This window comes from Thermogemmatispora sp., from assembly GCF_019683635.1.
In the GTDB taxonomy this organism is placed as follows: Bacteria; Chloroflexota; Ktedonobacteria; order Ktedonobacterales; family Ktedonobacteraceae; genus Thermogemmatispora.
Window position 1 is genome coordinate 17981 of record NZ_JADGIA010000037.1, and the last position, 13526, is coordinate 31506.

Genomic DNA, 13526 nt, shown 5'->3' on the forward strand with positions numbered 1-13526 from the left:
TATCTGCGCTGTCCTCCAGCCTCGATGACAGCCCTGGCGCAGCGCAGATCACGGAAGGTACGAAGGAGTCCCTGAATGCGCCATCTACTTCGTCGCATTCTGTTCTATCTGTTCGCCGCCTGGGCGGCTATTACCTTGAACTTCCTGATTCCACGCCTGGCTCCAGGCGATCCGGCAGCTGTGCTGTTGGGCAATCTGCAGAGTCGCGGTATTCATGTGGGCTCCGCCTACTTGAAGGCTATCCAGGCGGAGCTGGGCTACAATACCGGCGACCCGCTCCCCATCCAGTACCTCGACTACCTCAATAGCTTGTTGCACGGCAACCTTGGCGTGGCCGTGACCTCCTCCTTCGAGCCAGTGACAAACGTCATCGGGCGCGATATCTTCTGGTCGCTGGGCCTGGGCCTGGTCTCAGTCATCCTCAGCTTTGCCCTCGGTTGCCTCCTGGGCATCGTCATGGCCTGGAAACGCGGCTCGTTGCTCGATACGATCTTGTCACCGCTGCTGAATTTTCTGTCGGCAATCCCTTACTTCTGGATGGCCCTCTTAATCCTCTACATCTTCGGCTTCGAGCTGCGCTGGTTCCCTCTGACCGGCGGCTACGATGAGCTGAACGTTGACCCAGGATGGACGCTTGATTTCATCGCGAGCGTGATATATCATGGGATCTTGCCAGCCCTGACGATTGTGATCGCTTCCGTCGCCGGCTGGATGCTCACCATGCGCAACTCGATGATTACTACGCTCTCAGAGGACTACGTGCTGATGGCGAAGGCCAAGGGCTTGCGTACCAGCCGCATTATGTTCGCCTACGCGGCTCGCAATGCGATTCTGCCCAATGTGGCCGGCTTCGCTATCTCGCTGGGCTTCATTGTCGGCGGCCAGTTGCTGACGGAGATGGTCTTCTCCTATCCCGGCATCGGTTATTCCCTGCTGCAGGCGGTCCAAAACCAGGACTATTCCCTGATGCAGGGCATTTTCCTGGTCGTCGCCCTCGGCGTGCTCGGCGCCAATTTCCTCGCCGAGCTGAGCTATACCTTCCTCGATCCCCGTGTCCGCCTCGAAAGGAGCGCCTGACAACCATGAGCCTGGGCAAGGATCTTCAGCACGTAGCTACTCTGGAGCCGGAAACGATCCCGTCAACGTTTCCAAAAAAGTTTCCACGCAGGGATTCGCGGCTGGCCCGCCTGGGCGAGAACCTTCGGCTCGTCTGGCGGGTTTTGACGAGCAATCGCAAGGTGGCGATTGGCAGCAGCATTGTCGCCTTCTTCTTGTTGGTGGCCATCTTCGGGCCAATGCTGGCCCCTTATGATCCCACCGCGACCTCCAGGCTCTCGGAAACGCCGCCCTCGGCAGCCCACTGGCTGGGCACGACGGCCACGGGTCAGGACATCTTCTCGCAGCTGCTCTACGGCACGCGCAGCAGCGTGTTCTGGGGTTTTCTGACCGGCCTCCTGGTGACACTGGTCTCGGTCGTGGTCGGCCTGGTGAGCGGCTACTTCGGCGGGATCATCGACGAGATTCTCTCGCTGGTGACCAATGTCTTCCTGGTGATCCCTGCGCTTCCGCTGGCCATTGTGGCGGTCGGCTACTTTCCCAAGGGGCCGCTGACGATCGCCCTGGTGATTATCCTCACCAACTGGTCATTCAACGCCCGCCTGCTGAGAGCACAGACGCTCTCGATGCGCAGCCGCGAGTTTGTCACGGCGGCGCGAGCCAGCGGTGAAAGTGTGTGGCGTATCATTTTCTTCGAGATTTTCCCCAACGAGATCGGCATTGTGGCGGCGGCTTTTGTGAGCACAGTGATCTTTGTGCTGTTGGCCTGGACGGCACTGGAATTCCTGGGTCTGGGCGATATCAATACCGTGAGCTGGGGAAGTATGCTCTATTGGGCTCAGCAGTCCGATTCGATCTTCTCCGGCCTCTGGTGGTGGTTCGCTCCCCCAGGCTGCTGCATCGCCTTGCTTGGTGCCGCCCTGGCGCTGATCAACTTCGGTATCGATGAGATCGCCGATCCGCGTCTGCGCAGCGAGGTCAGCGAGCATGTGCCGAAGGAACTCAAAGAGAAGGCGGTAACGTAATGCCTATGACGGACAACCAGTCTCTCCGTACACCCAACGATCAGAGCAATGGCATCCTTCTGGAGGTCCGCGATCTGAGCGTTGACTACTACGCGGTCAACGGCATCGTGCACGCGGTCAAAGAGGTGAGCTTCGAGCTGCGGCGGGGCGAGATTCTGGGGTTGGCGGGCGAGAGTGGCTGCGGTAAGTCGACGCTCGCTTACGCGATCTCGCGCCTCTTGCGCCCTCCAGCTTATATCACTGGCGGCCAGGTGCTCTATCACCCACGCAAGCCTGAGAAGCGCGAAGCAACCTCGCACATTGTGGCAGTCAGCGATCTGAGCACCGGTCAGTCGGCTCACAACGGGACTGCACCAGCTTCGCCTCTTCCTTCACCGGAGACAATCGACGTGCTGCGGCTCTCGCCGGCTCAGCTGCGGGCCTTCCGCTGGAATGAGATGGCCATCGTCTTCCAGAGCGCCATGAATGCGCTCAATCCGGTGATGACCATCGGCACTCAGATTATGGATGTGCTGAAAACGCACTGCCCTGACATGAGTGCCGCCGATCGCAAAGAGCGCGCTGCCGAGCTTCTGAAGCTGGTCGGCATCGCTCCCGATCGCCTCCGCAGCTATCCTCACGAGCTGAGCGGCGGTATGCGCCAGCGTGCGGTGATCGCCATCGCTTTGGCTCTGACGCCAGAGCTGATCATTATGGACGAGCCGACGACGGCTCTCGATGTGGTGGTCCAGCGTGAGATTCTCGATCTGATCAGCTCGCTCTGTCGCGAGTTCTCAACGGCGCTGATCTTTATTACACACGATCTGTCGCTGCTGCTGGAACTGGCCGATACGATTGCGGTGATGTACGCCGGCAAGATGGTGGAGAAGGCCAGCAGTCGGGAGTTCTACGCTCACCCGCGCCATCCATACAGCTACGGCCTGCTGAATTCCTTCCCCAAGTTGCACGGTCCTATTCGCCGCATGGCCGGGATTCCCGGCTCTCCTCCCGACCTGCGTGCCGTCCCCGCTGGGTGTGCTTTCCATCCTCGCTGCCCCTTTGCCTGGCAGCCTTGCCAGCAGCTTGAGCCCCAGTTGCGGCCCTCGACAGCTGAGACACCACGCCAACTGGTGGCTTGCCATCTCTATGATGCCCATCAACGTCCAGAAGGGCCGCCGAGCAGCGCCGAGTTCGCGGCACGCTACGAGGCTCTGGCTGAAGGGAGTGCAATCGTATGAGCGTTTCCGAGCAGCTGACGGTGCAACAGACTCCAGAGAAGGTATTGGAACCCGTGCTGGAAGCGGAGCATTTACGCAAGGATTTTCCGCTGCGCACAGTTCGCCTCTTCGGCCCTCCGCGCGCTGTCCACGCCGTGGAAGATGCTTCGCTGGCCCTCTACCCCGGGCGCGCCACGGCAGTGGTGGGTGAGAGCGGTAGTGGTAAGACAACGGTGGCTCGCATGCTGGCCCGCCTCTATGACCCGACCTCGGGGGTCATTCGCTTCCACGGCCAGCCAGTCGATCTGAAGGCGCGCGGCCAGGCCCTGCGCGCTTATCGGCGCCACGTGCAGCTGATTTTTCAGGACCCCTTCGCTTCTTTGAATCCAATCCATAGCGTCCGCTATCACCTCAGTCGCCCCTTGCGGGTGCATGGCCACGTCCATAACCGCCAGGAGGAGACAGAGCAGATTCTGGCGCTGCTACGCCGTGTGAGCTTGACGCCCGCCGAGCAGTTTATCGAGAAATATCCTTACCAGCTCAGCGGTGGTCAGCGTCAGCGTATCGCTATTGCTCGCGCCCTGGCTGTGCGCCCGGAAGTCTTGCTGGCCGACGAGCCGGTCTCGATGCTGGATGTCTCCATCCGCCTCGATATTCTGAATCTGCTACTACGCCTTAAGGATGAGGAGCAGCTCGCGTTGCTCTATATTACGCACGATATCGCCAGCGCTCGCTACTTCGCAGAGGAAACGCTGGTGATGTACGCCGGGCAGATGGTGGAAGGAGGCCCCAGTGAGGAGATCACGCAGCGTCCGAAACACCCCTACACCCAGCTGCTGCTGTCCGCAGCTCCCGATCCGGATCGCATGATGGCTGGTCAGAAATTGCAGCTGCCAGCGCGCGGTGAGATTCCCAGTCTGATCAATCCCCCCAGCGGTTGCCGCTTCCACCCGCGCTGTCCTCACGCAATGGAAATCTGCCGTCAGCGTTTCCCGCGCCGCACTCAGCTGGGCAACGGCCACTGGACACATTGTTTCCTCTATGGCGATGGCGACGGGGAGCCGGTGGTCAGCGCACGTCTGAAGACCGCGAGCAGCAACGGGGCAGCAGCTTCGACGGCAACGGACGGCCCTGGCCCCGACTCTTCCTCTCCGACTTCCCCCTCAAGTGGTGCCAGTTCCTCCCCTCAGTCGTAGAGGCTGGTGGTAATGGGAATCTGACTGCGTTTGAGGCCCGAACGCGCGACGACTCGCTCTGTGAGTCGTCGCGCGTGTTCGATGATTTCACCCTCGTCGAGGGTGAGGACGCGGCGATTCTCCATGACCAGGGTGCCATTGATAATGCTGTGCTTGACGCTGCTGCCAGTGGCAGCGTACACCAGGGTCTGCACGGGATCGTTACAGGGCACCCATTCGACCTGGTCGAGGTCGAAGAGGATGAGGTCGGCCCGCTTGCCAACTTCGACGGAGCCGATTTCGTCGTCCCAGAGCAGAGCACGCGCGCCTTCGATGGTGGCCATGCGAATGGCTTGCCGGGCCGGGATCATGGCCGCATCCATGCGCGCGTCTTTGAAGAGGCCCGCCGCCAGGTAGAGCTGGCGCGTCATGTCGAGGGCGCCCGAGGCAGAGACGCCGTCGCAGCCAAGGGCGACAGTGACGCCGGCGGCTAGCATTTCGGGATATTTGCCGATACGTGTAGCCCCCTTGGCAATCTTGAGGGAGGTGCCGGGACAGAAGGCGACTTTGGTCCCCCGCTGAGCCAGAAGGTCAATCTCGTGGTCTTTGATGGCCACGACATGCGCCAGGACAAGATTCGGCCCCAGCGCCCCAATGCGCTCCAGACGCTCGACTGGCCAGAGGCCATATTTTTGTTCGCTGACGCGTGCTTCCTCAATGGAGGAAGCAATATGGTAGGTAGTGCCAACGCCGAGCCGCTCGGCCAGCTGGCGGGCGCCACGGTGCAGCTCGGGGCTACATGGCTCTTTGCCTTCGATGTTCACCCAGCAGCGAATACGTCCGTCGGCGTAGCCGTTCCAGCGCTTGACACAAGCTTCGAGGGCGGCCAGGGCCTCGTCGGCGTCGCGGAAGAAGTGATGAGCAACCATTTCAGGAGTCCAGTAGGGCGGGATAACCTCCGGCTTGACGTCAGCAGCATGGCGGCCTGTGATACCGCGCATGCCAGCCTGGGCCGCCGCCTGGACGGTGATGCCGGCGTCGTTCTGAGAACCCATGTCCAGGAAGCAGGTGGTGCCTGTCTTGATCATTTCGAGACAGGCTAAGAGGACGCTCCAGTGCTCGGCTTCTTCGTCAACGGCGGAGTAGAAGGGTTTGGCCCAGTTGAAGACCCAGGGCCGCGTGGTGAGGCTGTCGGGGAAGAGGCCACGACTGAGCTGCTCGGAGAGGTGAACATGGGCTTCAATGAGACCGGGCATGAGGAGGGTGCGCCGCCCGTCGATGATACGGTCGAAGTGGCTGCCGTTGTAACGGGCGGCGATGTCGCCGGTCCGGCCTACGGCGGCGATGCGTGTGTCTTCGATGACGACCGAGGCGTGCTCCAGGACACTATCGTGCTGGTCAACGGTCAGAAGATAGTCGACGTTGTCGATGAGGATGCGTGTCATCGCTTCGTTCCTCGCTGTTCTCTTGCTCTCTCGTGTGATTGGCAGAAGAGAGAGGGCAGACAGGCAGGCAGACTGCCACAATGCGGCTGTCCGCTGGCCTGGCTGGCCTCCTCCATAGCTTCGCTTAAGGATAGGAGCGCAGGACGCGCCCGATACCTGGCTTGACGAGCAGTTGGCCCTCGCGATAGACAAGCTGGCCCCCCTTGATAGTGAGGACCGGCCAGCCTTTGACGGTCATGCCATTGGCCGGCGTCTTGAGCTTGGAGAAGGTGGTCTCGGGACGAACAACGCGTTCGGCTTCCATGTCGACAAGGACGAGGTCGGCGTCTTTGCCGATAGCGATAGAGCCTTTGCGGTCGTCGATGTGGTAGAGACGGGCCGGATTGAGGGCCGCCACATGGACCAGTTGTTGCAGGCTGATACGCCCTTTGTGGACGCCTTCGGAGAGGAGCAGCGGGAGGGCAACTTCGATACCTGGCATGCCTGCGGTGACACTCCAGAGGTCGTCGGTCTCGTGCTTTTCGCAGGCAATATGGTCGGTGCCGACGGTGGCAATGGCTCCGCGGCGAATGGCTTCCCAGAGGCGTTCACCGTTGGCGCGATCGCGCAAGGGCGGATTCATTTTGCCAATGGCTCCGATGCGCGCTCCCGCCTCCTCGGGGAAGACCGTCAAGAACTGGACCAGCGTTTCGAGCACGGGGGGGACTTTGTTCCAGCGGGCGGCAGCGTCGACACCGTCGGCGGTGCTGAGGTGCAGGACAACGATGCGGCAGCCAGTCAGCTCGCTGAGGTAGGCCATCGTGTGAATGTCGGCAACCTCACAGAAGGCAGGCCGTCCGTCGCTCCAGGCTTGCAGGTCTTTGCGCCCGGTGGCCTGGATGGCCGGCAGGGTGTAGCGCACGATTTCGACATCCTCGCAGTGAAGAGCGACCAGCCCATTAAAGGGCGCGCACTGCTTCATGGTGAGGTAGGCATCGCCATCGTCTAGTGGCTCGATGTCTAGCTCGGCCACTGCAGGCGCACGGTAGTCGAGGTGAAGCTTGTAGCAGAGGACGCCAAAGCGCTCGTGATAGAGAGGAATTTCGTCGATGTGCTGCCGGTTCTGGATCTGCAGGTGAATCACCACGTCGCAGTAGGAGTGCTCGGCGATGCTACGCTCCCAGCGCGGGTAGACCTCTAGATAGGAGGCTTTGGCCCGGTTGTGCGGCATCATGACGGTGGTTCCCCCGGCGATGGCGGCGGCGCTGGTCTGCTCGACGTCTTGATCAAAAGGATAGTGCACGCCAAGATGAATGTGGGGTTCAACTCGCCCGGGCAGTAAATAGTGACCGCCTCCGTCGATGGTCTCCTGGGCCACCGGTGGGCTGTCGTCATCGCCGAGGGCGCTGATTTTGCCGTCGCGCACAGCGAGCCAGCCGCGGAAGGTGGTGGTGGGCGTGACGATGTGGCAATTCTTAACGACCAGGTCCGCTTTTGCCATGATGGTGCTCTCTCCTCTCTTCTCGTTTATTCTCTTGATGAGTTTATCGACCTTGGTCCTGGTGAATCGTGGTGAATCGCGCGCGAATGGACCGCTCCGCTATGGCTCAGCCCTTTGGCTCGACCTGGGTGGCGACTTGCCCCAGGGCAGGTAGTAACTCATCCAACGAGACAACGGCGCCAATGTAGCGTTCCCAGACAGCAAGGGCCATGTCGTGCCAGGCCGGGTCAATGCCTCCGACGCATTCGCGGACGACGACAATGTCGTAGTCGCGCATGTAGGCCTCGCGAACAGTGGTGTCAATACAGGCGTTGGTGGTGGTGCCAGTGATGAGCAGCAGCCGCCGCCCAAGGATACGCAGGAGCACCTCTAGCCGCGTGCCGTAAAAGGCGCTGAATTTGTGCTTTTCGATGAGATGGCTACGCTGGTCGATGAGGGGCTGTAGTTCGGCGACGATCTCGGCATCCCAGGTGCCGGGCTGGCAGGCGATGCGGGCCCGCTTCTGGGTATGGGGAGTGATACGATGCAGCGCCCGTGTGTGATCCTCGGCGAAGTGATGCTGGATGGTCCAGATGTCGGGGATGCCACAGGCTTTGCAAACCTCCACCAGACGGCGAATGTGGGGGATAATGGCCGCCAGCGGTCTGGTGTCAACCCCGCTGAGACCAAGCGTCCCCTGCGGATGACAGAAGGCGTTTTGGACGTCAATGACGAGTAGAGCGGTTTCGCGAGGGTCGATCTGGAAGTTCATCTCGCTCCCTCTCTTTCCTGGTTGCTTGTTGCAGCACTGCGCCAGACCTACCTGTCCGAGGGCCTGGCCGCTCCCCAGGCTGATCTGATCAGCTGGGCCGGCCAGGCAAGCGGCTGGCACAGACCGACCTTGCTCTACGACAACCCGCTCTGCTTCTTCCTCTCCCAAGGCCGCCTCGACCACGGGAGCGCGAGAGGCTTGACGGGTTCTGTAAAAAGTGGTATAGTGATTATACCACATTGGCAGCGGAGAAGAGAGCGCCCACCTCTGTCCCCCCTCAGTCGGGGACCGGGTTGATCGCTGCCAGAAGTGGTATAATCACTATACCACATCGATGGAAGCCCGGCGCAAGCAAGGGACGCCAGCGAGAGGATGGCACGATGCAGTACATTGCCATGATCGAAGCGATAGCGGATGCGCCGCAGTATCAGTTTCTCTGGCGTGAGCTACCGGTTGAGGAGCGCATCAAAGAGGCGGCGCGTGCGGGTTTTGCCGGTGTTGATTTCTGGGACTGGATCGACAAGGATATTGACCATCTGGCCCAGGTGGCTGCCGACCACGGGATCTTTATCAACTCGGTCTTTGGCTCGCGGCGCGGCTCACTGAGCAACGCTGCTGATCACGCCCGCGTCCTCGACCAGTTTCGCGAATCGCTGGAGATGGCTGCGCGTTGCGGCATTCGGGCCCTCTTTGTCCAGAGCGATGAGGTCGGTCCGGGGGGACAGGTGGTGCCTCCGGCTCATCCTTTGAGCATGGCTGAGCGCTGGCAGGCGCTAGAGGAAGGACTCTGGCGGCTGGTGGAGCTGGTCGATAGCTCGGGGCTGGAGGTGACGCTCCTGATCGAGCCGCTCAGTAAGCTACACGTTCACGGCTATTTGCTGCGCAGCGTCCTCGACACTGCTCGTCTGGTCCAGCGTCTCAATTCACCCCGGCTGAGGCTGGTTTTTGACCTTTTCCACCAGCAGATCAACGAAGGGAACCTGATCAATAACCTGCGAGCGACGATTGATCTGGTCGGCGCGATCCACATCGCCGATGTTCCCGAGCGTGGTGCCCCAGGGACGGGGGAGATCAATATTGCCAGGATCTACCGGGAGATGCTCGCTCTTGGCTATGATGGCCAGATTGGTTTCGAGTGTGTGCCGGGGCACAGTTCAACCGCGGAGGTATTGGCAGCCATCCGCGCTATTTTCCCTTTCCCCGATCCTGATTCTGACGCTGAGCGACGTTAGCTGGCACGGTCATCGCGCGCTCTCGCCTGCTGTTGCTGTCCGTGCATTCCGTTCCGTTCGGTTCGTCCTGTCAGAAGTCGCTGGCTCCAGCTCATGGAGCGAAAGGTTGGCTGGCTATGCTGAAAGGCTCTCGGCTTCGGCTCTTCGGGATACCTTTATTTCTCCTCTTCTTGCTTCTGCTCAGCGCCTGTGGCAACCAGGGGACTTCCTCTTCTTCGGGAAGCTCTGGTAGTTCGCAGCCGATCCGGGTGGCGATGGTTACCAGTGGTCCGGTCAATGATCACAGCTGGAATGAGGACGCTCTCAAAGGAGTGCAGCTGATTAAGGAGCAGCTGGGCTGGACGTTCGCCTATTCGGAGAACGTCTCGCAGGCAGAACAGGCGAACGTGCTGCGCCAGTATGCCCGCCAGGGCTACAATCTGATCTTCGCCCACGGCTTCGAGTACGCTGACTCGGTGAAGGCTGTGGCTCCGGAGTTTCCCAATACGCACTTTGTGATCATCAACGGTCAGGGGACGCTGGCTAATCTGAGCGGAACGGAATTCCGCTATGGCGAGCTGGGCTATTTTACCGGCATGGCCGCCGGTCTGGTGACGAAGAACAATAAGATTGGGATTGTGGCCGCAGTTGATGCGCCCCAGGTGACTGCCGATATCGACACCTTTAAGAAGGGCGTGGCTGCGGTTAACCCGCAGGCCAGTGTTAGTGTGGCCTTTGTCGGCTCTTACGATGACGTGGTCAAGGGTCAGCAGGTGACACAGGCTCAGCTTGATCGTGGCGTGGATGTGATCACGATTATGGGCAATGCCTTTGATGGGCCGGCCATCAAGCTGGCTCAGCAAAAGGGCGTGAAGGTCATCGCCGGCTGGTCGACGGACGCCTATTCACTGGCCCCCAATACCATTGTGACAAGTGGCGTGCAGGAGGTGCCGGGCCTTTATCTGCAGATCGCCAAGCTCTTTAAAGAGGGCCAGCTGAAGGGGAATACAACCTATCAATTCGGCTTTAAAGAGCAGGTGCAGCATCTGGGACAGTGGGGCGACTGGGTGCCCCAGGATGTACGCACCCGCGTGGAGGCGGCGGTCCAGCAGTATCTGGCCGGGAAGCTGAATATCGGCCTGGCAACCTCCGCCTAGGGCTGAGATCACCGGCTGAGCCTCGATGGCTCGTGAGATGCTTTTTCCTTCCCGTCTGCGGCCTGGCTGGCCTTCGCTTCAGGCGCCTGGGCGTCCGTCCAGGACAGAATCAGGACGGAGGAGCAGGCCAGGGCAGGCCGGGAGGGAACCCCATTGCTTGCTGTCACTTGCAATGCTCCTCCAGTGTGAGCCGCAGGGTGAGAGGGCCAGGAGGTGAAGCGTTGCGCTTCTCTTACTTGTCCCTCTCGCTCCTTGGGAGCAATTGGCTATGGCTATGATGCGTGTTGTGACAGGTGCTCGCTTCGGCCTCGGGCGGCTGAGGCGCTGGTGGCTCTCGCTCGTGCTGCCGCTGGTGGCCATTGGTCTGGCGCTGCTGCTCGGAGCCGTGGTGATGCTCATCAGCGGCTTCAGCCCGCTCGATGCCTACTCTGGCCTCTTTCAAGGTGCCTTCGGGACGCTACCGCAGTTTGCCGAGACACTCAATGAGGCCACGCCTCTGCTGCTGATTGGCCTGGGGATCGCGGTAGCTTTCCGGGCCGGGGCCTTCAATATCGGCGGCGTTGGTCAGGAATACCTGGGCGCGCTGGCGGCGGTGGTCGTCGGCGGCAAGTTCACCGGACTGCCAGGCGGGCTGCATCTGGCACTGGCAACCGTCGCTGGCTTCGTGGCTGGGGGGCTGTGGGCTGCGCCCGCGGCCTGGCTGAAGGTCCGCTTCGGCATCAATGAGGTCATCACGAGCATCCTGCTCAACTACATTGCGATCTATTTCATTGACTATATGATCTCCGGCCCAATCCACGCTCCAGGTTTTACAGCTGCCCCGACCTCATTCCCGGTCCAACAGGATGCCACCTTCCCTATTCTGGTGCGAGGCAGCGATCTAAACGCCGGTTTCCTCCTGGCGCTGCTGGCTCTGGTGGTGATCTTTGTCTTGCTGCGCTACACAACCTGGGGCTACCGCATGCGTCTGGTGGGTCTGAACCGCGAGGCGGCCCGTCACGCTGGGGTACATGTTGACCGCGTCTACCTGCTCTCCTTCTTCATCAGCGGGGCGCTGGCCGGCCTGGCTGGGGCAATCGAGATCCTGGGCTATCGCTACCAGCTGATCACTGGCTTCGCTCCCAATACGGGCTACGATGCCATCGCCGTCGCGCTGCTTGGTGGCTTGAACCCTGGTGGCGTGGGGCTGGCAGCCCTCTTTTTCGGAGCTTTAGCCAACGGTGCTTCGGCTATGGAGGCCATCGCCCAGCTGCCATCACAGCTGGCGGACATTGTACGGACTCTGGCTATTCTGGCTGTACTGGCCGTTTCGTCGCCGGTCATTCTCGATCTGGTGCGCCAGCGCCAGAGCGGTGGACAGACGGCGGGCGGGAGCGATCCGTCAGCCAAGGCCACCGGAGCGGATGGGCAGCCGCCGACGAGTAGTCTTGAGCCTGAGACCTTTGTTGCAGAGTGAGGGAGTGCCTATGCGCAAGCAACAGTCGCGACAGTGGCTCTGGGTCGTCCTGGCCATCGTGCTGCTGCTGGTCTGTCTGATGATTCTCAATCTGGTGACGGGCCGCCGATCCGCCAACGGCCAGGGAGTTGGTGGTCTGATTGCGCTCCTCACTTCGCCTGATTTTGTGGTGGCTTCGCTGGTGGCCATGACGCCGCTGTTGCTGGCTGCGCTCGGCGGGCTGTTCAACGAGCTGGCGGGAGTGCTGAATCTGGCTCTGGAGGCTATCATGCTCTGCGGAGCCCTGGCGGCCTATATGGGCGCGCTGGCCGGTCATAGTCCCTGGGTCGGTCTGCTGCTGGCAATTGTGGTCGGGATGTTGATCGCTCTGGTGCATGCCTGGTTCTCGGTGACGCTCCGCGTCGATCAGATCGTAAGCGCGGTTGGCCTCAATCTCTTCGCAATGGCGGCGACAGCCTATGTGTTTCGCCTGCGCTTCGGCAATGTGTCGCAGTTTCCTTCGGCCCCCGGCTTCGGGACGCTTTCATTTCCGCTGCTCAGCTCGCTTCCCTACATCGGACCGGCCTTCTTTCAGTTGAATGCCCTGGTCTACATCGCCCTGGCCCTGGTCCCGGTGACCTGGTTTGTTCTTTATCGCACCACCTGGGGCCTGGCCGTGCGCGCGGTTGGCGAGAAGCCACTGGCGGCGACCACGGTCGGCATCGAGGTGCAGCGCGTACGCTATCTGGCTTTGCTGGTTTGTGGAGCTTTGGCCGGCGCTGGCGGCGCTGCCCTGGTGAGCGCCAGCGGTGTGAATGCATTTCAGGAGAATATGACTGCGGGGCGTGGCTATGTGGCCTTTGCGGCGATCGTCTTCGGGCGCTGGCATCCTCTCGGCATTCTGTTGGGGGTGCTGCTCTTCGGTTTCGGAGACGCCTTGCAGATTCGCCTGCAAGCCTATGGCGTGAATGTGCCTTATCAACTGCTGGAGACGCTTCCTTACGTGATCACGCTGTTGGCGTTGATGTTGCTGATGCGCAACGCACGCGGCCCGGCGGCCAGTGGCCAGCCCTATGGGAACGGGGGAGCGCACTCTTTTCTCAAAGGTGCCGCTGCCAGCGAAGAGAAGGCGGCAGAGGATGCGGCACCGGCAACGGCGGGCGCTGTGCTAGAGCTGCGTCAGATCGTGAAGCGCTTTCCGGGAGTAGTGGCTAACGACCATGTGACGCTGGCCATTCGCGCGGGTGAGATCCATGCCCTGTTGGGCGAGAACGGCGCCGGCAAGACGACATTGATGAATATTGTCTACGGCCTCTATCGCCCTGATGAGGGCCAGATCCTGGTTGAGGGGAAGCGCGTGCAGATCAGGACGCCGCGCGAGGCCATGCAGCTTGGTATCGGCATGGTGCATCAGCATTTCATGCTGATTCCCGCGCTTTCAATCCTGGAAAACATTGTGTTGGGCACGAGGCCGGAGCGGGCGCCCTTGCTGGACCTGCGCCAGGCCGAGCAGCGTATTGCTCAGCTCGCTCAGAGTCTCGGGCTGGAAGCCTCACCCTATGAGCGCGTGCAGAATCTGACGCTCGGGCAGCAGC

The 13526-nt window shown here is 61.1% G+C and carries 11 protein-coding genes; 8 read left to right on the forward strand and 3 right to left on the reverse strand.

What is annotated here, in order from left to right; all coding sequences use genetic code 11:
* The first annotated feature begins 75 nt into the window (after nt 1-75).
* From IRZ31_RS06450 to IRZ31_RS06465, 4 genes are read left to right on the forward strand one after another with little or no spacing between them, the layout of a single operon-like run.
* Nucleotides 76-1077: an ABC transporter permease gene (locus tag IRZ31_RS06450; protein WP_297151227.1), complete on the forward strand. Its 1002-nt coding sequence runs from the start codon at nt 76-78 to the stop codon at nt 1075-1077.
* 5 nt (nt 1078-1082) lie between these two features.
* Nucleotides 1083-2081, forward strand: a complete 999-nt coding sequence (locus tag IRZ31_RS06455) for an ABC transporter permease (protein ID WP_297151230.1) — start codon at nt 1083-1085, stop codon at nt 2079-2081.
* Complete coding sequence (locus tag IRZ31_RS06460; protein ID WP_297151233.1) at nt 2081-3298, forward strand: ABC transporter ATP-binding protein; 1218 nt, start codon at nt 2081-2083, stop codon at nt 3296-3298. Before IRZ31_RS06455 ends, IRZ31_RS06460 begins: the two co-directional genes overlap by 1 nt.
* Nucleotides 3295-4473: an ABC transporter ATP-binding protein gene (locus IRZ31_RS06465; RefSeq protein WP_297151236.1), complete on the forward strand. Its 1179-nt coding sequence runs from the start codon at nt 3295-3297 to the stop codon at nt 4471-4473. Before IRZ31_RS06460 ends, IRZ31_RS06465 begins: the two co-directional genes overlap by 4 nt.
* On the opposite strand, the gene IRZ31_RS06470 is transcribed toward IRZ31_RS06465, so the two are convergent.
* From IRZ31_RS06470 to IRZ31_RS06480, 3 genes are all read right to left on the reverse strand, one after another.
* Nucleotides 4464-5897 carry an amidohydrolase gene (locus IRZ31_RS06470; RefSeq protein WP_297151239.1) on the reverse strand — a complete coding sequence of 478 codons (1434 nt, stop codon included), beginning with the start codon at nt 5895-5897 and terminating at the stop codon, nt 4464-4466. The genes IRZ31_RS06465 and IRZ31_RS06470 overlap by 10 nt on opposite strands.
* A 124-nt stretch (nt 5898-6021) precedes the next feature.
* Nucleotides 6022-7377: a dihydroorotase family protein gene (locus tag IRZ31_RS06475; protein ID WP_297151242.1), complete on the reverse strand. Its 1356-nt coding sequence runs from the start codon at nt 7375-7377 to the stop codon at nt 6022-6024.
* 106 nt (nt 7378-7483) lie between these two features.
* Nucleotides 7484-8128, reverse strand: coding sequence for an isochorismatase family cysteine hydrolase (locus tag IRZ31_RS06480; protein ID WP_297151245.1), 645 nt, complete (start codon nt 8126-8128; stop codon nt 7484-7486).
* 380 nt (nt 8129-8508) lie between these two features.
* On the opposite strand from IRZ31_RS06480, the gene IRZ31_RS06485 reads away from it, so the two are divergent.
* The 4 genes from IRZ31_RS06485 to IRZ31_RS06500 all read left to right on the forward strand — a co-directional run.
* Nucleotides 8509-9360 carry a TIM barrel protein gene (locus IRZ31_RS06485; protein WP_297151249.1) on the forward strand — a complete coding sequence of 284 codons (852 nt, stop codon included), beginning with the start codon at nt 8509-8511 and terminating at the stop codon, nt 9358-9360.
* 116 nt (nt 9361-9476) lie between these two features.
* The gene (locus tag IRZ31_RS06490) at nt 9477-10496 is read left to right on the forward strand and encodes a BMP family protein (protein WP_297151251.1); all 1020 of its coding nucleotides are present in this window, start codon (nt 9477-9479) and stop codon (nt 10494-10496) included.
* A 268-nt stretch (nt 10497-10764) separates the two neighbouring features.
* Nucleotides 10765-11952, forward strand: coding sequence for an ABC transporter permease (locus tag IRZ31_RS06495; protein WP_297151254.1), 1188 nt, complete (start codon nt 10765-10767; stop codon nt 11950-11952).
* A gap of 10 nt (nt 11953-11962) precedes the next feature.
* Nucleotides 11963-13526: ATP-binding cassette domain-containing protein (locus IRZ31_RS06500; protein ID WP_297151260.1), on the forward strand; the 1564-nt coding region annotated here is incomplete at its 3' end.

Coding starts and splice junctions, on each gene's coding strand:
- IRZ31_RS06450 (WP_297151227.1), top strand. CDS start 76: ATGCGCCATCTACTTCGTCGCATTCTGTTCTATCTGTTCGCCGCCTGG.
- IRZ31_RS06455 (WP_297151230.1), top strand. CDS start 1,083: ATGAGCCTGGGCAAGGATCTTCAGCACGTAGCTACTCTGGAGCCGGAA.
- IRZ31_RS06460 (WP_297151233.1), top strand. CDS start 2,081: ATGCCTATGACGGACAACCAGTCTCTCCGTACACCCAACGATCAGAGC.
- IRZ31_RS06465 (WP_297151236.1), top strand. CDS start 3,295: ATGAGCGTTTCCGAGCAGCTGACGGTGCAACAGACTCCAGAGAAGGTA.
- IRZ31_RS06470 (WP_297151239.1), bottom strand. CDS start 5,897: ATGACACGCATCCTCATCGACAACGTCGACTATCTTCTGACCGTTGAC.
- IRZ31_RS06475 (WP_297151242.1), bottom strand. CDS start 7,377: ATGGCAAAAGCGGACCTGGTCGTTAAGAATTGCCACATCGTCACGCCC.
- IRZ31_RS06480 (WP_297151245.1), bottom strand. CDS start 8,128: ATGAACTTCCAGATCGACCCTCGCGAAACCGCTCTACTCGTCATTGAC.
- IRZ31_RS06485 (WP_297151249.1), top strand. CDS start 8,509: ATGCAGTACATTGCCATGATCGAAGCGATAGCGGATGCGCCGCAGTAT.
- IRZ31_RS06490 (WP_297151251.1), top strand. CDS start 9,477: ATGCTGAAAGGCTCTCGGCTTCGGCTCTTCGGGATACCTTTATTTCTC.
- IRZ31_RS06495 (WP_297151254.1), top strand. CDS start 10,765: ATGGCTATGATGCGTGTTGTGACAGGTGCTCGCTTCGGCCTCGGGCGG.